At 51.7% G+C, this 21,459-nt stretch carries 14 protein-coding genes; 4 read left to right on the top strand and 10 right to left on the bottom strand.

Annotation, left to right across the window (positions count from 1 at the left end):
* Positions 1-9 precede the first annotated feature (9 nt).
* Positions 10-978, top strand: a complete 969-nt coding sequence (locus tag RIC19_RS17690) for a YheT family hydrolase (RefSeq protein WP_350179679.1) — start codon at positions 10-12, stop codon at positions 976-978.
* Positions 979-1,025: 47 nt separating this feature from the next.
* Here RIC19_RS17690 and RIC19_RS17685 read toward each other — a convergent pair whose 3' ends face one another.
* The 3 genes from RIC19_RS17685 to RIC19_RS17675 are packed head-to-tail and all read right to left on the bottom strand — an operon-like array spanning position 1,026 to position 6,035.
* Positions 1,026-2,360, bottom strand: a complete 1,335-nt coding sequence (locus RIC19_RS17685) for a Gfo/Idh/MocA family protein (protein WP_350179678.1) — start codon at positions 2,358-2,360, stop codon at positions 1,026-1,028.
* A gap of 3 nt (positions 2,361-2,363) precedes the next feature.
* Positions 2,364-3,989 (bottom strand): arylsulfatase, encoded by a 1,626-nt coding sequence (locus tag RIC19_RS17680; RefSeq protein ID WP_350179677.1) that lies wholly within the window; start codon positions 3,987-3,989, stop codon positions 2,364-2,366.
* A 12-nt stretch (positions 3,990-4,001) separates the two neighbouring features.
* Entirely contained in the window at positions 4,002-6,035 is a 2,034-nt protein-coding gene (locus RIC19_RS17675) for an FAD-dependent oxidoreductase (protein WP_350179676.1), read from the bottom strand.
* Positions 6,036-6,145: 110 nt separating this feature from the next.
* Here RIC19_RS17675 and RIC19_RS17670 point away from each other — a divergent pair, with 110 nt between their 5' ends.
* The 3 genes from RIC19_RS17670 to RIC19_RS17660 all read left to right on the top strand — a co-directional run bounded on the left by RIC19_RS17670 (position 6,146) and on the right by RIC19_RS17660 (position 10,819).
* A complete protein-coding gene (locus RIC19_RS17670; protein WP_350179675.1) occupies positions 6,146-7,171 on the top strand; it encodes a Gfo/Idh/MocA family protein in 1,026 nt (341 codons plus the stop codon).
* 148 nt (positions 7,172-7,319) lie between these two features.
* Positions 7,320-8,525 carry a glycoside hydrolase family 88 protein gene (locus RIC19_RS17665; RefSeq protein WP_350179674.1) on the top strand — a complete coding sequence of 402 codons (1,206 nt, stop codon included), beginning with the start codon at positions 7,320-7,322 and terminating at the stop codon, positions 8,523-8,525.
* A 59-nt stretch (positions 8,526-8,584) separates the two neighbouring features.
* Positions 8,585-10,819, top strand: coding sequence for an alginate lyase family protein (locus RIC19_RS17660; protein ID WP_350179673.1), 2,235 nt, complete (start codon positions 8,585-8,587; stop codon positions 10,817-10,819).
* A 52-nt stretch (positions 10,820-10,871) separates the two neighbouring features.
* Here the strand turns inward: RIC19_RS17660 and RIC19_RS17655 are convergent, their stop codons facing one another.
* From RIC19_RS17655 to RIC19_RS17625, 7 genes are all read right to left on the bottom strand, one after another.
* Complete coding sequence (locus tag RIC19_RS17655) at positions 10,872-12,716, bottom strand: hypothetical protein (RefSeq protein WP_350179672.1); 1,845 nt, start codon at positions 12,714-12,716, stop codon at positions 10,872-10,874.
* Complete coding sequence (locus RIC19_RS17650; protein ID WP_350179671.1) at positions 12,713-14,356, bottom strand: arylsulfatase; 1,644 nt, start codon at positions 14,354-14,356, stop codon at positions 12,713-12,715. Before RIC19_RS17650 ends, RIC19_RS17655 begins: the two co-directional genes overlap by 4 nt.
* Positions 14,357-14,374: 18 nt before the next feature.
* Positions 14,375-16,279: a heparinase II/III domain-containing protein gene (locus RIC19_RS17645; protein ID WP_350179670.1), complete on the bottom strand. Its 1,905-nt coding sequence runs from the start codon at positions 16,277-16,279 to the stop codon at positions 14,375-14,377.
* A gap of 18 nt (positions 16,280-16,297) precedes the next feature.
* Positions 16,298-17,407, bottom strand: coding sequence for an alpha-amylase family protein (locus tag RIC19_RS17640; protein WP_350179669.1), 1,110 nt, complete (start codon positions 17,405-17,407; stop codon positions 16,298-16,300).
* An 80-nt stretch (positions 17,408-17,487) separates the two neighbouring features.
* The gene (locus tag RIC19_RS17635) at positions 17,488-19,032 is read right to left on the bottom strand and encodes a glycoside hydrolase family 28 protein (RefSeq protein WP_350179668.1); all 1,545 of its coding nucleotides are present in this window, start codon (positions 19,030-19,032) and stop codon (positions 17,488-17,490) included.
* A gap of 92 nt (positions 19,033-19,124) precedes the next feature.
* Complete coding sequence (locus RIC19_RS17630) at positions 19,125-19,637, bottom strand: GNAT family N-acetyltransferase (RefSeq protein ID WP_350179667.1); 513 nt, start codon at positions 19,635-19,637, stop codon at positions 19,125-19,127.
* A 187-nt stretch (positions 19,638-19,824) separates the two neighbouring features.
* Positions 19,825-21,426 carry a sulfatase gene (locus RIC19_RS17625; RefSeq protein ID WP_350179666.1) on the bottom strand — a complete coding sequence of 534 codons (1,602 nt, stop codon included), beginning with the start codon at positions 21,424-21,426 and terminating at the stop codon, positions 19,825-19,827.
* Positions 21,427-21,459: the final 33 nt, after the last annotated feature.

The raw sequence follows: 21,459 nt of genomic DNA, 5'->3' as shown, positions 1-21,459 counted from the left end.
TAAATTGAAATGCCTTTGATCACTCCCTCTTCTTATCGTCCAAGACCCTGGTTTCGCAACCATCATGTTAACACTATTTATCCGGCCTTTTTCCGTAAGGTCCCGGAAGTGGCCTACGACCGCGAGCGCCTGGAGCTCCCCGATGGCGACTTTCTGGATATCGACTGGTCCTGCACGGGCAGCGACAAGCTCATTATCGGGCTGCATGGTTTGGAAGGCTCAGCCAACCGCCCCTATATCCGGGGTATGGCCCGCTACTTTAATGAACGGGGCTGGGATGCGCTGGGCTTGAATTTCCGGGGGTGCAGTGGTGAGCCCAACCGCCTGGTGCGTTCTTACCATATCGGTGAAACCGGAGACCTCCGTCAGGTGATTGAGCATGCGCTGAGCCTGGGCCGTTACCGGCATATTGGGCTGGTAGGGTTCAGCCTGGGCGGCAATGTGATCCTGAAATACCTCGGTGAGGGCGGGTTCCACCCTGAAGAACTGGTGGGCGGGGTAACTTTTTCAGTACCCTGTGACGTTAAATCTGCTAATACCGAAATCGATAAATGGCACAACTGGCACTACCGGCAGCGGTTTATGCAAACACTCAACGGTAAGATGGTGGAAAAAGCCAACCGGTTCCCCGGGCAATTAGAGATTCCGGAGCGCATGCCTCGGGATTTCCGCGAATTTGATGACCAGTTTACCGGGCCCATCCACGGTTTTAGAGATGCGGAAGATTACTGGACCAGTTGCAGCAGCATCTACTTCATTCCGACCATTGAGCACCCGGCTTTGCTCGTTAGCGCGCAGGACGATACTTTTCTGAGTGAAAGTTGTTACCCCTTTGATCTGGCCCGGGACCACAAATACTTCCATTTTGAAGCGCCAAAACGGGGTGGCCATGTTGGTTTTGTCACCGTCAACCGGGATGGGTATTACTGGACAGAAAAACGGACATTTGATTTTCTGAACCAACATCTGGAAAATTAAAAAACCAGTCGGCCGGAAGCAAGAAGTGATCCGGCCGACTGTTATCATCAGGCCTGTTCCGGAGCCCAGCCTTTTTCGTAATCCCGGCCCCAGTACTTTTTCATGACTTTCTTGCTCTTGTACTTGCCGGTCTGCGGATCGATTGCCAATACCGCATCGCCCGCTCTTGAGGACGTATTGGCATAGTGGCAGAGATTGGTGCTGATGGCGCCCTCATCGATCGGGCAGGCGAGCTTAGCTTTACCGCGAATGGCTTCAAAAAAGTTGCGCACGTGCCGGTCGGTCAGGCTACCGCCGCCGCCCAGCGCTGTACCCGCTTCATCTCCACCAGAGACTTTCTCCGTAACCAGGTTGCCATCTCTGTCATAATGCTTGTAATGGCCCCGGTCGACAAATACAGATCCTTCGGTGCCATAGATGACGGTTCCCCGCCCACCGCCGTAGGTCGGATTAGCGTTTCGGCTCTTTCCGTCCCAGTTGATGACCTTACCGCCCGGGAATTTAAGCGTAGCATACATGGTATCGTACATGGTCCAGGGGTCGTCCTTGAAATGATTTTTGGCAGAGTTAACCCGCACTTCTTCCGGGAATTTCACCTGCAGCGCCCAGCGGGCGATATCGAATTCGTGGGTAGCATTATTGCCGGTTTCTGCTGTGCCCCAGCGCCAGTACCAGTGCCAGTTATAGTCGCCTGCGATATCAATAAAGTCGGTACGAGGTGCCGGGCCCTGGAACAGTTCCCAATCCAGATAGTCCGGTACTGGGATCTTATTGGCATCAGGCACCCGCCCCCGGTTGTTGGAGTAGAAAGCGGTGGCATGGTAGGCTTCCCCAATCAGCCCTTCGTGGATAGCCTGTACGATCTCCTGGCTTTCCAGGGAAGACCGCTGCTGAGCACCCATCTGGACTTGGAGCCCGGTCTTCTTTTGCCAGGCGATTAGCATCTCACCTTCAGCCGGATTATGGCTGCAGGGCTTCTCAACGTAAACGTGCTTGCCTCCCTGCATGCTGAGAATGGAGCCGGGAGCATGCCAGTGATCGGGCGTGGCGTGGAATGTGGCATCCACCTCCTTGTTTTCCATGATCTTGCGCATGTCCTTTTCCCCCTGCGGCTTTTGCCCCATCACCTTCGCCACTTTTTCAATGGCCTTATTCTGTCGTTGCTGGTTGACGTCTGAAACAAAAACGACCTGAATATTTGGGGTTTTCGAAATGCTATCCAGCAACCCACCGTAGCGACGCTGACAACCAATAATGGCAACATTAATGCGCTCATTGGCTCCAATAATCCGGTTATAGCTCTGAGCCGTAGCCGTAAGCCCGCCCAGGGACAGCGCCGCTGCACTGGCGGAGGCTTGCTTGATAAAAGTTCTTCTCTGCATGATTTATCTGTTTTTTCTAATCTCGTTCACTTCCGGCCAGGGCATCACCCCGACGCTATCTGCCCAGGATTCAAAGGCCAGGCGCATTTCCTCTACCTTTTCTGGGTGCTGTCTGGACAAATCCCTCAGCTCAGACCGGTCTTCCCTCAGGTTGTACAAGGCCCAGTCCTCGGGCCCACCCCAGGATGGCAACACCAGCTTCCAGTCGCCTTTACGGATCGCCTTGCTGTCATTGTGTTCCCAATATATCAATTCTCTGTGGGTTTGGCGCTGTTCCCGGAATACGGGGACCAGGCTTTTGCCCGGAGTTGGGGTGATGATGTTGCCCTGAAATTCCTCCGGGTAGGTGGCATTGGCAAGGTCGAGGCAGGTAGGCATGAGGTCGGTCACATGCCCGGTCGCGGGATTCTTCTGCCCCCCTTCAATCATATTCGGGAAATGGGCAATCAGCGGGGTGGAAATGCCTCCTTCCATCGTCAGGGATTTGAAGAGGCGGAAAGGGGTGTTGCTGACATTTGCCCACGCAAACCCGTAAGCGTCGAAGGAGTTGGGCCCGCCGGTCCTCCCGCTTTGGTCGTAGGCAATATTCCAGTTGTAGACCTCCTCGTGACAGCCGCCGTTGTCGGATAAAAAGAGGATCAGGGTATTATCCAGTTCGCCCTGTGCTTCAAGTTGTGCCACCACTTTGCCAATTCCCTGATCCATGCGGTCGACCATCGCCGCGTAAGTGGCCATGCGCAGGTCCCAAAGGTCTTGTTCTTCCTCGGAGAGCGTATCCCAGTCCGGTACCTTTTTGAGGTCCGGGAAAGCCGGGGATAAAGCCCATGCCGAATCTATAATGCCCAGTTCGAGCATGCGCTCGTAGCGTTGCTGCCGGATTTTGGCCCAGCCCACTTTGTATTTATCGCGGTATTTAGCAATTTCTGACTCGGGAGCATGCAACGGCCAGTGGGGCGCGGTGTAGGCCAGGTAAAGGAAGAATGGAGCCGTGCTGTCTTTTTGCGCCGCAACAAAGTCTGTGGCGTAATCCGAAATGGCATCGGTCATATAAAAGCCTTCACCGGGCGTGTAGGGCTCGCCATTCAGGGTCATTTCCAGCGGTGCTCTGCCTGGCCGGTAGGGGTCTAGATTATAGTAACTGGAGGCACCATTGATAAAGGCAAAATACTGATCAAAGCCGCGGTCGCCCGGCCAGTGGGGGCGGTGTTCGCCGACATGCCACTTACCAGAGAGTAGCGTGGTGTAGCCGGCATCCCCAAGCGCTTCTCCCAGGGTCACACAGTTTTGGTTCAGGTAGCCCTGGTATGTTGGCAGCTCGGGCAGGTCGAAAGTCATGGAGCCCATCCCTGCCTGATGCGGATATAGCCCGGTGAGCAGGGAGGCCCGGGTGGGGCAGCAGCGCCCGGCATTGTAAAATTGTGTCATCAGCAGCCCATTGCCCGCCAGCCGGTCGAGGGTGGGGGTGTTGATCTCTGAACCCATGCAGCCGAGGTCAGAGTAGCCCATGTCATCGGCCAGAATGATGATGATGTTCGGGCGCTCGTCGGTTTGGGTAGAATCGGGGGCTTTTTCCTGACAGCTTCCGAGTAACAAGAATAGGCCTGCAATCCAGCAAAATCTATAATGCATCGGTTCCGGTTTTTAGTTTGTTGGCACGAGTAGGAGGGCATCTGCGGCTACGGGCCCGTTAGCGGTACCGGCATTTAGCGTAAGCTGGCATGGCCCGCTTTGCTCAAAACTGTAACTGCCTAAATCGACCCAGTCTCTTTCGTGTGCCTGAAGATCAATCGTTTTTTGAGTTTGACTCTCCTGATGAGTGATGGTGACGGGCAGGTTGGTTGCCCATTCCGCTTCCATTCCGCGTGGGCGTCTCGGGACATACAGGTATAGCTGATACTTACCAGGGCTTTCCACAGTGGCCTGAAAAGAGAATTGGGATTCCTCACTCGCTTTCGCATCCGTCATCGCGTAGTTCGTTTTGTATTGTCCCATCCACCGGCTTGTGTCCTGCCAGGTGCCTACTGCTTCCACCTGATCAGCATCAGTATTGTCCACCAGGATGTCCGGGCGGGTGCCGTTGAGCAAGGGATCGGTATTCATGAGGTCCACGATCTTCTGATGGTCGACTTCCTGCACGGATTGCTGCCCTTCAATCGCGAGTTGGGCAGCAATAGCCGTGACCTGCCCCATGACCATAAAGACCGGCTCCATCCGGATAGAGCCATAGGCGATGTGGGAAGCAGACAGGGCAACCGGAACCAGCAGGTTGGTGCATTCAGAGGCTTTCGGGGTCAGAGCGGAATAGCCGATGGGGAAGGGCGGAAAACCACCGACTTCCACATTGCCTTCGTTCTTGACCATCGCCCTGCCATCTTTGTGGACGACTACGCGGTCACAGTTGTGGGAATCCATGGTGTAGGCGGCCAGACCGATAGGATCCTGAACGACTTCATCACCCAGGCAATGGTGTTCGGTCATGACTGTTTCTCCAATCATGCGGCGGGCTTCGCGCACGTACATTTGGTGGGGGAAATGCCCATTGTCTGTAAACTCATCCTTCGCCCAGCCCCAGGTGTTCAGGTCGTCCTGTACGCGCTTGGGCACCCGCGGGTCGGTAGCCAGGAAGTAGCACAGACCTTTGATGTAGCTCTCGTGGTCCTTCTGGATGGCTTCGCGCTCTTCGTAGGAGGCTTCGGGGTAGTCCCAGTTGGCGCCGATATGGTCTGTGGAGAAAGCGCCCATATTGTTGATGTCGGTCTTTTTGTTTGGCATTCGGTTGATGATGAAATAGTCGCCAGCCCAATGCCGTTTCCGTCCTGCTGCCTCCCGGGATTCCAAAAGACGAAGGAGCAGCGCGTACTTATCCGGGTCGTATGCATCTGGACGGGTCTCTGAGAAGGGCACCTGATTTTCAGGGTCGTCTGACCAGCAGAGGCGGAAGTTATAGGCTTGTACTTTTTTATCGCCGGTGCCATCGGGAGACAGGGGCTCGTCATTAATACTCCATAGCAGACCGCTTGTGGAGTCGCCGGGAACAACATATGGATCAATACCATCCTCGAACTGATGGTACTTACGGAGCTGAACGCCATTCAGGGTCTCGTTGTAGGTGCTGTTGGCTTCTCTGCCAATAGTGTAGGAAACGCCCGCCGCTGCCAGCAGGTCGCCCTCGTAGGTGCAGTCAATAAACATCTTTGCGGAAACCTGTTTGCTTGCACTTCCGGCAGTCAGATCCTCCACGATGATTCGTTGGATATTGGTCCCTTCTTTTGCAGCAGATTGCAGGCGGTGCTGCCGCCATACATCCACTTCCACCTCAGCGATGTATTCCTCAAAGGTTTTTTCAGCTAGAGAAGGCTCAAAGGTCCAGGCTTCAAAAATGCCGTAGTGGTCGCCCAGGCGGCGGTAAAAATCGCGGCTCAGTCCGGTGACGGCGTGTTTGTTGCCGATATCCGTAGAGCCCAGCCCGGAGGAGGAAAGGCCTCCCAAATGAGTACCCGGCTCAATGAGCAGGGTTTTGAGACCGAGTTTGCCGGCAGTATGAGCGGCAATCACTCCGGCAGAAGTGCCGCCGTAAATACAGAGGTCATATTCCGGAGATTCAGCGGTGGGCTCATTGCTACAGCTAAAGAGCAGCAGGCCCATAATTGGAAGGAGAAGAAGGAGTCGGTTCATCGCCATGGTTTTTCTATTATCAAGTGGATTGCCCCCTAAGCTTGTAACCGGAACAACTGTTAATTATGGTTACCTTTTGGGGTTGGGAATAACCTGTTGTAAACGAGTCTATGCATAAACTGGGTATCGTTGGTGCCGGGGCTGTCGCCGACCTGCATGCACAAGCCATCGCCTCCCTGCCCAACGCACAGCTAACGGGCTGCTGTGATGGGGGCTCCGGACGTGCTAAAGCGTTAGCAGATCAATACGGCGCTACTGCATTTACCGGTTATCAGGAGCTGATCGAATCGCCGGACGTCGATGTGGTGCTCATTGCCACCCCCAGTGGGCTCCACCTGCAGCCTGTTATTCTGGCGGCAGCGCAGGGCAAACCGGTCCTTTGCGAAAAGCCCCTCGAAATCACTACGGACCGGATTGATCAAATGATTGCGGCTCATGAACGGGCGGGTACGACCCTGGGTTGTATCTTTAATTACCGGTATGATGAGGTAGTGGGGCATATCCGGCAAGCTTTATCACAGCAACGCCTGGGCAAAATCACCTATGCGGCTGTCCGGGTGCCCTGGTGGCGCGACGAGGCTTACTATGCCGGTTCCTGGAAGGGCACGCAGGCTCTCGATGGTGGTGGCGCTTTGATGAATCAGTCCATCCACATGGTCGACTTGCTGCAGCATTTGATGGGTCCGGTGCAGTCACTGTTCGCCTACACCGATACCCTCGCGCATGACATTGAGGTGGAAGATACCGCCGTGGTGGGCCTGCGCTTTGCTAATGGAGCATTGGGGCAGATTTACGGCAGTACCGCCGCCTACCCCGGGCAACCCCGCCAATTGGACCTGATGGGGACCAAAGGCACTATTCAGCAAGTGGAAGACAGCCTGGCCGTCTGGGCTTTTGCTGAAGCACGCCCGGAAGATGAGAAATTCAGGGCGGATTTTGGTCAGGCCGGCACAAGTGGGGCTGCGGACCCGATGGCGATCCAATACGCTAATCATGCCCGCTGTATCGCTGAGTTTTTAGGTTCATTAGAAACAGGAACGCCCTTTTCGGTCAACGGAAAAGAAGCCCGGAAATCTGTGGAAATCCTGGAAGCCGTATACCGGTCTCAGGCGGAAGGGCGACTGGTCCGGCTTTAAAAAATCGGGTGTTTCGGCGTTTTTTGTCCGATTTTTCGGAGACTTTGATTATGGGGGTAGTGTTAGGAAGGGTGGTGAAGAGAAAAAGAGTATCACGTACATGTTTTTAATCCCTGAACTGGCAACACGCTCTAAAACAGCATTAAATATGAAATGGAACCTGATTGTATTTACAATGGTCATTTTACTGATTTCGTGTGAAGTTGAAAAAGATTTTATAGACCACCCGGCGCAGTATGTAAGTGATCAATATGGTAAAGTCCACCCTGACACGCTTTTGTCTACGCAGAAACTCCCATTATCGTGGATAAGGAAAGATAATGCACCTCGTTATATTTCTCCAAAAGAATGGGAAAGTGGTTTTTATCCTGGTGCACTATGGTACTTATATGAGCTGTCGGGTAATGACAAATGGCAGGATCAGGCCGAATTATTCCTTTCTTTAATAGAGGATCAGAAAAATAATACTACGACCCACGACCTTGGCTTTATGATTTTCTGCCCCTTTGGGAATGCATATCGCTTAACCGGTAAGGAAGAATATAAACAAGTGATCATAGAGGCCTCTAATACCTTAATCAAAAGGTACAATGAAAAAATTGGCTTAATTCAATCCTGGGATGCGGATGTACGCTGGCATTTCCCAGTAATTATTGATAACCTGATGAACCTGGAAATGTTGTTTTGGACAACCAAAATGACGGGTGATTCAACCTACTATAAGGTAGCATTGAATCATGCGCTCAATACAAAAAAACATTTTTTTAATGAGGACTATTCCAACTACCAGATTGTGGATTTTGATACTTCAACTTGGGAGGTAGCCTCAAAAGGAGGATATTACAGGGAGAAAGTGAAAAGCAGTGGTGTTGGTGAAACAATGGACTGGGCCAGGGGCCGTGGATGGGCATTATACGGTTATACCTTTTGTTACAAAGAGACAGGAAACCAGGATTTTCTTAACCTGGCTGAAGGTATTGCATCAGACTATATGAATAGTCCAAACTTGCCGCATGATAAATTACCAAACTACAATTTATCCATGCCAAAAGAAAGTGCAATAGAAAAAAGAGACGCTTCAGCTGGTGCTATCATTGCCTCGGGATTATTTCAATTGTCAGAGGTTACAAACAAGGATAAATATGCCCTATTTGCAAAAGACATGGTAATGAGTCTTTCACAACCACCTTACCGTGTAGACCCATCCAGCGATAACTTTTTTCTTGTGAACTATTGTAATGCATACCATCCGAATAAAAGTTCAGTGGTCTACGGTGATTACTATTACTTGGAAGCAGTAGTGCGGTATATGAATTATTTTGGAAAGGATAAAAATGGGATTCTAGATGATTAGGTAGAGGTCTTTACTATTTACCGAACAAGAGACATCAGTTCTTAAACCAATCTTATAAAGTGAAGTACGCCAAATTGTTATTTCTGCCATTGTTCTTTTTAAGTTGTTATGCTAAAGGGCAAAATGTTTCTGACAAGGCTCAAAAATGGAATAATATTAGTTTTCCAGCCTTTGCCGATAGCAAAGAATTATGTGAGAAGGAACAGGAAAAGGTGAAATCGCTCTTTAATAATCTTAACCTTGACTATCCGGGATTGGAAAAAGTGAAGGAGCGTTATAATCAAAATGATCTGCCGAAAGCCTGTGACGCTTTGATCGCTTATTACAAAACGAAAGATCCTGTTCCGATATTGAAACTGTCAGTGACAGGGCTAGTTATGAAAGAATCAGGCTATCATTTCCCAAATTTGGATAAAAAATGGTACACAGCACCCCCGAGCCAGAATACTGATCAAAGAGAACCCAAAGTAGACCCCATTCTTGATGATATATACAAATACGGCATCATTGATGCTAAGATTCCACGTGATGATCAGGGGAAACTGGATTGGATCAATTACGGTCCGGAAAAAGATGTGGAATTTGCTTTTGGTTTAAATCGGCACCGGTACTTTATCCCATTATTGACAGCCTATTATCTAACTGGAAACCCAGTGTATGTAAATGAACTGAATGGACAGATTGTCGATTGGGTTGTCAATGTACCTGAACCTCCGGTACAAAAAGATGAAGATTATAAGTATAACCCTGCATGGCGCGTGCTGGAAGTTGGGCAGAGGCTTTGGAAATCATGGCCTGCAGCGTTCTTCGGCCTCATAAATGATGATCATTTTTCTTCTTCTGCGGCTATTTTGATGTTGTACAGTCTTAATAAACAGGCAAATCATCTCCAGGGTAATCATGGTAATCACCCTAACCACCTGGCGATGGAAATGAGTGGTCTGGCAATGGCTGGTCTGGCCTGGCCCGAATTTAAAAAGGCGGAAGATTGGGTTAAATACGCAAGGGACAGGGTGGTGCCACAGGCTGATCATCAATTTTATCCTGATGGTTCACAAAAAGAATTGACTACCCATTACCAATATGTAGCGATGAGCGCACTGGAGGATTTTTTGGATATATTCAATATCTTATCTGATGAAAAACTGCCTGCCTCTTTTTCCTTCAAAAATGCGTGGAATTATCTGGCATGGTCAGCATTGCCGAATGGTGATAATTTATTGAATAATGATTCTGATCTTAACCGGGATATTAATGAAAATCTAATATACCGTAGCAAACATCAATACCATCAACCTGAATGGTTGTATATTATGACCAATGGAAAGGAAGGAAAAGAGCCGGAAGCATCGCCTTCTGTATATTTCCCCTGGGCAGGGCAGCTCATCATGCGCTCGGGGTGGGATAAAGAAGCACAGTGGGGATACTTTGATGTGGGGCCAACCGGCGTTAACGGTCATCAGCATTATGACAAGTTGCATCTTAGCTTATATGCTCATGGCAGGCCATTACTTGTGGATAACGGACGTTTTACGCATCGCCCGGATAACTGGCGACAGTACTTCATCGGTTCTTACAGCCATAATGTAATCCTGATGGATGGCCGGGGTCAGGATGAGGAATTGGAAACTGTAGAAATTCCGATGAAAAGCCATGCAAAGGTCACTGAGGAATATGATTATGCCAGTGGCGCTATTTCTGATTATGTAGATGTAGGCGACACCCGGGGGACTTTTTTGCACAAACGCGCAGTTTGCTACATCAAAGGATTGTGCTGGGTCGTGTTGGACAGGGTATATAATGACAGAGAAAACTATAACCGGACCGTGCAACCGCTTTGGCATTTCCATCCTGATTGTAATGTGCAGGTCAGGGGGCAGGAGGTGGTTACAACAGATTCTGGTAAAGGTAACTTACGCATTGTTCCAGTCGCAGACTTTGAATGGGATGTAAGGCTCGCTAAAGGAGAAACGGACCCTGATGATTCAACACGTTACCGGATGTGGCAACCGGACATGGTAAAAAGACCGAATGAAAAACAAATACAGGGATGGTACAGTCCTGGCTATAACAAAAAAGAACCGGCCTATTGTGCTGTCTACAGATTAGATACGAATGAAAGTAAAACCTTTGCCTGGATTATGGTGCCTGCAAATGGGGATGTGCCTGAAGTGGAGTATGAGGTGATCAAGATGGATAAAAGTTCAGGACATTTTGAATTTACGGTGGGCGATGAAAAAATAAATTTGTACATGACATTTGACGGAACGGTCAGAATCAATAGAGTTTATTAAAACGGGCTCTGAGAGCAGCCCGAAGTGTAAAACCCCAACAAGCTCTCTAAAGCTATTCCGGCCTAGGCACCACTTCATACAGCCCCACCTCCGGCCAACCTGTTTCTGTAATCGCCTTGTAATAGATTTCAAATGACTCCCGGTCGCGCTGCCAGCGCCACTGCCCAAGCGGAGTGTGCACCGGGTAGTTGTCGATCACTTCCAGCATGGAAGCAGTCTCCTCCAGCCCGTCGTAAATCTTCCGCTGCAATTCCGGGGTGCGGTACTCCGGGGCCTTGCACCAGAGCCGGTAGCCGAAGACTGCTTGTGCTGCGCCCCTTCGTTCCTTCGCAACAATCAGTGTACGGTTGAAGGTATGGTAGAGCCGTTGCGCAGCAGCGGTATCGGGGATGAGCGGCAGGGCTTCTTCCACCAGCTTTAGGGCACCCTCTGTCAGCTTGACAGCATACGATCTCTCCTTAAGAATGTCCTGATAGTATTCAGGGGTGAGCGCTTCATTTGGCGAAAGCCAGGCGCTGTCTACTACCCAGGAAAGATCTTTCCGCATGCCGGCGGTATCGGTTTTGTAGGCGGGGAAGGACAGGGCGTTGAGAATGTCTTTGTAATGGTGCAATCGTTTGTTGACGTCATGCCCAATCCAGGTGTACTGATCGTCCGGCGCAAACCATTCTCCGGTGGTGTGGGTCTGATAATGCCCTTTTCGGTGGTAGTTGAGGCGGGAGTGGTTGGCGGTGTGGGTGCCCAGGGTGTAAAAGGTGGAGAGGACGATGGACAGGGCGCTGTCAAAGGCGGGTTTCAGGAGTGGGGCCACTTCGGCTCCGTAAGTTTGGGCGATAAATGTGCTAGTCAGGCTGTCGGTATCCGTGCTGAGGTCTTTTGACAATTGGGAAAGGATAAACAGATTAAGCTCGCCCGGCGTGCCCACAGCTGCCGTTTCCTCAAAACGGTCGGTACGGGCACAGTAGCCCACCACGTTGTCAAACTGCGCATAGTGCCGGAAAGCATCAGCGAAATAGTGGGGAAAGGTATTGGCAATGAGGTTTTCCCCGGCGTATTCCATACCGCAGTCGTACTCGATCACGACCGGGAAAGGGATGTCCGTGACGTAATCCTGGTAAGGATAGGTCAGGAACCAGTCGTGGGGCGTCATTTTGATCATGACGGTGATATCGTCGCGTTTGATTTGCTTCAGCGCATCAAGGATGATGTCCCGCTCAAACTGATTGTAAATGAAGGTGCGGATGGTCAGCTTAAGCCCGCGCTGATCGATGAAGTAGCCGCCCAGGGAGTCGACCAGGGCTGCCAGCTTTTCGCTTTTGGTTTTCAGCTTTTCAGAATGCTGGTAGATCACGTAGCTGCCGGTTTCGATGAAGGTCAGTACGATCCCATCCAGATTTGGAGACAGGTCGAGCAGGCTGTCATAATCCTGATATACCCACTGCCAGAATTCGGGGTCGTCGAGGTTCAGTTGTTGCTGCAGGCCCCCTTCAAATTTAGTGGTATGGTGGGTGAAATCTTCGTTGGCTTTTGCCTCCACCTTGAACCGATCGGGGTAGTAATCCATGGGGTAGAAGGCGTGGTCCCAGACGTAGACGTTTTCAATACCGCGTTCGTGCGCCGCATCAATGAAAAAGTTGGTGGCTTCCCGGTTTTCCGGCTTGCGAAAGTCCTTCAGGTCATGTACGAGTTGGTAGTGGGACAGTTCGATGTGGTTGATGCCGTATTCTACTGCTTTGTCCAGCGTTTTCAGCCCGTTCTCCCGGTGGGAAGACAGGATGTTCCAGCCCCGGTAGGAAAAGCGCTCCTCAGTCTGAGCGGTTTCCGGGACAGGTTGACAGCTGTGCAGCAGGCTGGTAAAAAGAACAAGTAACGGGAGGTGGAGTATTCGTGGGTTCATTGACTTTTCTTTTGTTCCGTGAGTTGTTGTAGGGTGGCTTTATCGTAGGCACCTACACCATCCGCCCAGATTTGGTATTGCCGGGCTATGGATTCCACTTTTTCAGGGTATTCTGCGGCGAGATTATTGATTTCTGTGGGGTCCGACGGGAGGTGGTAGAGTTCCCATTCCCCTTTTGAGTCTTGTCCGGGCAGCCGGCGGGCGGAGACGAGCTTCCAGTCGCCTTCCCTTACCGCCCGGTTGAACTGATGCTCCCAGAAAAGGGTTCTGCCCGTTATGTCCGGAGCGCCCCGGAGGACCTTGTCCAGAGATTGCCCCGGAGTCGGGGAAATATGGCGTTGTCCAATTCGTGTGGGATAAGTGGCCTTCGTGATATTCGCTAAGGTTGGCAACACATCAATAATATGCCCCACGGAGGACCGATCGATTTGACCTGCTTGTATCTGCTCCGGCCAGTGCGCAATAAATGGCGTGCGCATTCCACCTTCATGCAGATAAGATTTAAACAAACGATAAGGGGTATTACTGACATTTGCCCAGGGCAGTTCATAGGCGGGGAAGGAAAAGGGGCCACCTGGTTCTCCGGTAGAAGGATAGGTAATCCACGGGCCCAGCGGGTCTTCCTGACAGGCACCGTTGTCGCTGAGGAACAGTATGAGGGTGTTGTCGAGCTGGCCGCTTTCGCGTAATGCCTGCACCACTTTTCCTACGCCGAGGTCGAGCCGGTGCATCACAGCCGCGTAGAGTTCCATTTTGTCTGACCATTCACTTCGGGCGGCTCTGGAAAGGGTCTCCCAGTCCGGAACGGTAGGGTAGGGCTCGGTCAGTTCCACATTAGGCTCAACAATCCCTAATTCCTGCATCTTTTTTAGCCGGTTTGCGCGGATTGGCGCCCAGCCATCATCGTAAACTCCATCGTATAAGCCCCGGTCTTCCGGACGCACGTGCAGAGGCCAGTGCGGGGCATTGTAAGCCAGGTACATGAAAAAGGGTTGTGCCCTGTCGTGCCTTTGGATGAAAGCCGCTGCGGTATCTGAAAACGTATCTGTGGCGAAGAAGTCGGGTGAAGTCCGGTAGGTGCTGCCGTTGTACCGCATTTCCAGCGTATCCTGGTTTTTCGCCCAGGGCCAGTCATTGAAGTAGCTCATCGCGCCTTCAATGAGCGTGAGGTACTGATCGAAGCCCTTATTGCCGGGCCAAAAGGGTTCGGTGTTGCCGACTTGCCATTTACCAACCTGATAGGTTGCGTACCCCCGTTGTTGCAGCACTTCGGCTATAGTCGTGGCATTTTCAGTAATCCGGCCCCGGTAACTGACCAGCCCTTTGTCCTGGTTTTGATGCCCCATACCCGCCTGATGCGGGTACAATCCGGTAAGGAGGGCAGCACGGGTAGGGCAGCAGCGGGCGGCATTGTAAAATTGGGTGAGCCGGAGCCCGTTATAAGCCAGGCTGTCGATGTGCGGTGTGGCGATCTCACTCCCGTAGCAGCTGAGGTCGGAATACCCCATGTCATCCACCAGGATGAGCAGGATGTTGGGGGGAGCGGTTACCGTTTCTGTTGCCGGTGTGCAGGCATTTAGCAACAGCAAAATACTGCTGAATGCAAAAAGCCGATTTGATCTTCGAAGTTTGTCATCCATGAATTTTGGCAATTTTGATCAGGGCAAACCGGTGACTTTGACGGTGATACGACCTTTTTTCTTTTTGAAGCTTTGAGGCTGCATGCGGACTTCAATACGTTTGAGGTTAGGTACGACCTTGTCTAGTTTGGAGGGCGGTGGGTCCAGCGCCACCACTGCCAGTTCAAAATCTGCCGGAGCCATCACTTCGAGCTGAATCTGTTTCCCATCAATGGTGAGGGTGGCGGTCTGATCGTCCAACTGCACCTCAGCATCAGTTATCCATTGCCAGGTGAGCGATTGGGTGTTTTCGGAAAGCTCCACTTCATCCTGAATGAGCAGTGCTGAGTCACTTATCTTTTTGAAAGTCCGGATTGCACGCTTAAGTAGGTTGCCGTACAAAGGCGATAGGTCAAAGGCTACCTCAGGACTTTCGGGATTAAGGTCAGAATCGTGGATGAGGGCACGTCCGGTAGCCTGGTGCTTAGTCTCATTGATAGTTAGGGTGCTATGACCGAAATTATTCTTGGTCAGCAGGTCCCAGCGGGGAGAATCCTGCGCCCGGTTCCAGAGCGCGCCTACGCCGATGGTGCGTTCCAGCTCGTAGTAGTCCTGATTGCCCAGGTCAATGGCGAAGCGTTTTTTTTGCCACTCCAGGATGAAGGAGCCGGCATCCATATTGGCATGGTTGTCGTTGGCACTGCCCCCTTTTGCAGCCAGGTAGAGCCCATCGGGTTGCTTTTGGGCAAAAACAGCCAGAGGGGCATCACCTTGAGCCAGCCATACGGGCTCCCGCTTGATTTCGGGCGCATCTTCGGACAGGCGCAGCAGATTAAGCAGGTAAAGGGTGGAAAACCGGCCCTTCGATTGCAGCTCAGGTGGCGGTACGTCCTTTATCGCCTGTTCAAGTGCTTTATCCGGAGGGCGGAAGCCTTCGCGTTGTCCAAACCAGCTTAACAGCCCGATGTGCTTCAGGGTGTGGTACCCTCTGGTGCTGGCATCAAAGTAGTTGTAGTAATCGCCGGAGGGCCCGGCGGTCATTTCGCTAAATTTCACGCTGCGGGCGACACCCGGCACTTCCAGGAAGTCGAATCCGGTGCCCACGGCTGATTCAAAAGCGGAAATCGTAAGGGTCAGGTAGTTAGTAGCGTAAAACCAGTAACCGGGGCCCTCGTTGTAGGCACCATCGGGCTGATAGGGCAGGAGGCCCAAAGGAAATTGCCGCACACTCCTGTCGAGGACAAAGGAGGCCAGATCGGGTTCTTCTTCAAAGATAGCCAGTGCAGCTATGGCTAAGCCACCGTGACAGACCAGGTTCCAGTTGTGCTCGGAGACCCACCACCAATTATCCCAGGTGATGCCGATGCCGGGCTTGATGGCTTTTTCGAGCAGGGCCTTTTTAGAGGCCTTCAGAATATCCGGAGCCATATCTTTTCCGCACCAGTCTACGGCGAGCCCAACGGCCGTGGCCATTTCGGCAGCATCCAGGAAATGGCTGGGGTTCCAGTCGGGGAAGTGCGCTACGGTCAGGAGTTCGGCTTCCAACCGGTGCAGGTATTCCGGTTGCTGTTCAATACGGTACGTCATGGCGAGCGCAAGCATGCGTTGGAGCGCCTCCCGGGAGACACTGAGCAGCCTTCTGCCTCGTTTCTGATAAGTCAAAGGCGGCTGCTGAAGACTATAATCTGCAAAAGCTTTGATGTGTTGGTAGAGTTGCTGTATGTTGGCATCGGTTGTCAGCTTTTCAGCGAGCAACTGCTCCGTTTTAGTATCGAAAATCAGCCTGGGCGTCTGAGGTTGGAGGTGTTCCCGCAGCCACTCTTTGCTAATGGATTCATCGGTCACGACCTGTCCGTGAACGGTGGCTGTGCAAAGGCTCAGTATCAGGCTTAACCCGATACCGAAAAGGCAGGAAAAATAGCGTTTTACAGCTTTGTGCATCATCTTTGGTAGAACTTCGCTTTACTGAATATTCTGGTTTTTGAACTTCGGGATATGTTTCCGGATGACCTCCATTTTGTATTCCGGATCTTCATCGTAGAAGCCGTAGTAATAGTAGAGTAACAGGTCTACGTCCATTTTCAGAATGTTGGGCAGTGCTGCGTCCATTTTGTCGACTTCGGCTTTGCTCATGCGTTGGTTTTCTACCAGCATCATGGTCTTAAGGTCATTTTTCCGCCCTGCTTTGAGGTAGCGCTCTCCGTATTTGGGCAGTACTTTGGTGTCCCGGTTAGTGATGTTTTCGGTCTTGATGAGGGGGTAAGGCTTGCCATCCGTACCAAAGTAGTCGAGGTGGCGAATAGTGGCAGACACATTAACTACGGTATCGTCCCGGCAGGCCTCATCGAAGTGGACGATGGTGAGGTCGGGTTGCTGGGTCTTTAGTTCAGCGTTGATATCAGAAAAGAAGTCCGCAAAGTCTTCCATGTATTTGATGTAATCGCCTTCCGGGTTGTCCTTAAGCGCCAGTTCGGAAAAGTCCTGCCATTCCCACCAGGTGGATTTGGGCTCGTCCCAGATGATGCCATCAAGATCGAACTGCTCCAGCATCTTTGAGGTGGTTTCGAGGAAGTAGTCTTTGACCTCCGGGTGGTAAAAGCTGCTGAGGATCCCGTGGGTTTTACGGACAACGGGCGTGCCATCTTTGCGCTGGACTGCCGTTTCCGGATGATGGTAGCCAAACAGGGGCGGTTCGATCGGCTGCCCGGCGGTGATACCGGCCATGCGTGAGGGCACGGCAAAGACCTGCATGTCCCGCTGATGGGCCTCTTCAATGATAAAGCGGATATTGCCTTCATTGTACTTGATGTCACTTTCGGTGATACCGATGCACACGATATCGGTACCTAGGCCTTTCATTTCATCCAGGTCGTGGCGAATGTTTTCAGGTACTAATGTAAAATAGCCCGCACCGAAATAGTAGGCGCCCAGAAGCCGGTCACTATCCTTTGACGGGTTTGCCGGCGCTGCGGTTTCTACCTTGGGCTCAGCTGGGTTACAGCTCTGTGCAAGCAGTCCGGCAAAGAGTGCCAAGCACAGCAAAAATGATTGCTTTAAAACAGGGTTGTCCATTCAGAAACGATTTTGTCCTTTACAACAGAAGGTCGTTTCAATTATGGATTGTCATCAAAAAACCGGTCATGGTTAATCTATCAATTTGTAGCCTGATACTGAATGGTAGCATTATTCAGTTCGACTTTCTGCACCGTAGGGGAAGAAGGTGCTGCTTCCGGGATGACCAATCTGCCACCGTTGAGGTTTTCGCCCCAAAAGACACCAAGCTCGGTTTGTTTCGGTTGCAGATAATCGTACCGGAATTTTTGGTTGAAGTCCCCGTTGATAATCCGGACAGGAATCTGCCAGTCTTCGGGGACCGGATTGTCCGACCAGGTAATGGTCAGTCCTTCCAGTTGGAGATTGCTTAGATTTTTGGCAACGATGGCTGCTTTGGCGGTAAGCACTTCGGGCAATGAAATTGGGAATTGTGAACTCTTAATATCAGACCCGGGCATTGAAGGGTCTTCCACAAATGGATAGCGGAGGTGCAGGTCGCGGATACGAACATCAGTAATACGGTTGGGCTCAATGGAGGTAAGCAGGATACGCCCGTCTGTCTCGCAGCTCACCTGTTCAATACTCACGTTACGGATCCGTCCCAGAGGAGAGTCAGCAGTTCTTTTGGAAACCATCAATTGGATTGGGCGGTTCAGCACCAGTGGGGCTTTGGTACTACCCGTGATATTGCTGACCAGCACGTCTTCCACCGTTCCACCATCCCGCACGTAAATGGCAAAGAGGCGGGAAGCGGCCCGTACAGCGCAGTTGCTAAAGGTGATCCGGCGGTAATCTGCGTAGGATTCGGTACCGAGCTTTAATGCTGCACATAGTGTTTCCAGGGTGCAGTTGGTCACGGTTACATCCTCGCAGGGCTGACCGTCTTTCCAGGTTTTCAATACAATCGCATCATCGCAAGTGGTAATGTCACAGTTGGTGACCCGCACCCGCTGACTGCCGGTAATGTCGATTCCATCGGCGTTGGGGGCAAAGAGGTCGTTGATGATCCGTATGCCGTCCACTACCACGTCCTGACTGTGCATAATATGGCAGGTCCAGTTGGGCGAATTGGTCAGGGTAATATCGCGAATGGTAATATTTTCAGAATCTGCAACCTCCAGCAGGGCATTAGGGCGGGGCGTTTTGGCTTTGATCCACTGCGGCGGCGGGGAGGCAGGAGTTTCCCAGTAAAATTTACCCTGTCCGTCGATGGTGCCTTTACCCTCAATCAGGACATTCTTTACTCCGGTAACGGAGAGTAGGTAGCGCCTTTGTATGGCCTTCCCATGCTGATCAGTCCCTTCGTGGGTGGCGTAGGCATTGAGTTGGTCGGTACCAAGCAGGGTCGCACCGCCCTGTAGTTCGAAAATGATATTATCGCGCAGCTCAATGCCACCGGTGAGGTATTTGCCTGGAGGAACGATGACCCTGCCGCCCCCAGCTTCTGCCGCGGCATCAATAGCTGCCTGAATGGCTTGAGTAGTCAGAGTGGTGCCATCACCCACTGCGCCGTAATCGGTAATGCGGAAAGCACCATTTTGAGCCCCTGCCTGATTGAAAACCGTTGTAAGCAGCAGGGCAATGAAAAAGAATAATTGGCACCCGGGGAAAGTATAGGGACAAGGTCTATTACACGTTGGCATATTGTATTTTTTCTAAGGTTCAATTCGTTACATCTTTAGTTGACCCGGTGGATCAGGTTTGATGAACACAGTTTACCTCAGAGTGACCTTTTTTAGCCTCCCTTGTAATGCCTGCCATGCCAGGCTGCCCTCTTCAATTCATAAACGAAACAAACGTAATCCTCAAATTGCCGTTCTTCCAAAAACTCAAACCCAAGCCGCTCGTAGAACCGATGGGCCTGGGTATTCAATTTTAGGGGGTCAATCAGAATAGAAGTCACGTCAGGGTTGGCGAAGCATCGCTCTATAGCTAACTTCATCATGATCGTGCCATAGCCTTGGTTGAGGTTATACGCTTCGCCTATCCAAATGTCGATTGCCCTTTTGTTTGGCTCTACCTGTCCCCAGTACTTAGTCTCCTCCTCCGCAGGGTCAATAATCTGAATTATGCCAATGGGCTTTGTATTGAATTCAGCGATCAGTTGTTCTCTCCAGGTAGGGCTCCGTTGTAGCTCCTTTTCCCATTCCCAATCGCTGTCAGGGTCGCAGGCAATGACGTGAGGTTTGGTATCCCAGTATTCAAGTAGGGCCTGGTCTTGTGGGGTGGCCAACCTTAGTGTTATCATGGGTCTCATTTTTCCAATTTACTGGGCTGGTTCCTGGAGCGTTATCCGTAACCAGGGGAGGCTTGGTACAACCAGCATCGTTGGAAGACTTCGGATAACCGGTCTACCCGGTGAAGTCAGGCATAGTTGTATTTTCTGCTCAACCGGGGGTACGTCTTTGTCTGTACATCTCAAGAAACGCTATAAACTAGTCCTCTACCACCTGACTACCCCACCAATCCCCACCGTCAAAATCCGGGGAAAGGGTGTGTAGCCGTCGCTCCTCCAGACGGGGCAATAGCTCATTCTCGATACTTTGCAGATAGGCCTGCTCCTTTTGGGCATCGTAAAGTGGGTCTTTCCGGGGGAACCGGGCACCAACCTCTTCCAAATATTCAAACAATTGCCGGTGCAGTCGTTGTGCCACTTCCGGGCGTTCGGCTGCAAGGTCGTTTTGTTCTTCCAGGTCTCTGGACAGGTCGAAGAGCTCCTGCCGGCCGTCTTCGTAGTAATGGATCAGTTTCCAATTCCCCAGCCGGATGATAGACGAAGGTTCTCCGCCCTGATTCCCATAGTGAGGATAGTGCCAAATCAGCGGGCGTTCGGGTATTGCTTTGCCTTCGAAAGCAGGGACAAGACTTACTCCATCCTGATGCTGATGGGGGAGGAGTGGTAACCCTGCCAATTCCAACAGGGTAGGGTAAAGGTCGGTGCCAGTAGCAGGAGTGGTGATTTCAGCAGCCCCTTCTTTTATCCAGGGCACTTTGACCAGGTAAGGCTCCCGTATGCCCCCTTCGTACTGATAACCTTTGCCGCCACGCAGGGGCAGGTTGGAGGTGGAAAAGGCATCGCCGGCAGCAACACCGCCGTTATCGGAAGTGAAGATCACGATGGTGTTTTCTGCCAGCCCCAGTTCATCCAGTCCTGTAAGCACTTTTCCAACAGCTTCATCCATGGTTTCCACCAGTCCGGCGTAGATGGGGTTGTCCTGCACTTGCCGGATGGGCAGGAAATGCCCCATTTTATAGCCGCTTGGTGCGATGCCCTGCTCCTCGGCTTTGGCCCTGTATTTGGCCCACCTCTCCTCTGTGGTTTGTATGGGGGAGTGGACGGCGTAAAAGGATAAGAAGGCGAAAAAAGGCTGGCCCGTGGTGTCCGGGTGGTGAGTTTGGAAGAAGTTGACGGTTTCGTCTGCGAGCCGCAGCGATAAGTTTTCTCCCGCTTGCTGGTTATCAAGGTTTGGGTTGGTCCAGGGGGAAAAGTACCCGCCGATGGGTGAGCCTTTATCCCAGCCTCCCTTATTGATGTCAAAACCGTGGTCTTCCGGCCAGGAGCCCTTATTGCCCAAGTGCCATTTGCCGGCGAAGAATGTTTGATAGCCTGCGGCCTTGAAAGCTTCCGCGAGCGTGGTGTCTTCTGCATTGAGCACCCGCTCGTATTCCGCTGGCAGGAGTTGGTTGAAACGCCCCGCACTCCGCCAGGCCGTATCCGCCCGGGCTCCAATCCAATCGGTAATGCCATGCCGAGCCGGAAATTTGCCAGTCATAATACTCGCCCGCGAGGGGCTGCAGACCTGGCAAGTAGCATATCCATTGGTGAGAGTGAAGCCTCCCTGCGCGATCCGGTCGATGTGGGGGGTCTCATAGTAGCCAGAGCCATTGTAACTGACGTCTTTCCAGCCGAAGTCATCGGCGAGTATAAAAACGATGTTGGGTGGCGTCTCTGATGAGTCGGCAGGGTTTTCACCATTGCAGGCGACCAGAGCCACCACGGCAATTGCCAGGAGCCATAGGTGAGATCGTTGTTTCATACCTGAGTAGTTTTGCTATGGTTGGTAAAAGGT

It is taken from the genome of Phaeodactylibacter sp. (genome assembly GCF_040219495.1).
Taxonomy (GTDB): Bacteria; Bacteroidota; Bacteroidia; order Chitinophagales; family Saprospiraceae; genus Phaeodactylibacter.
The sequence above is the reverse complement of the archived record's forward strand: the minus strand, read 5'-3'. Positions and strand labels throughout refer to the sequence as shown.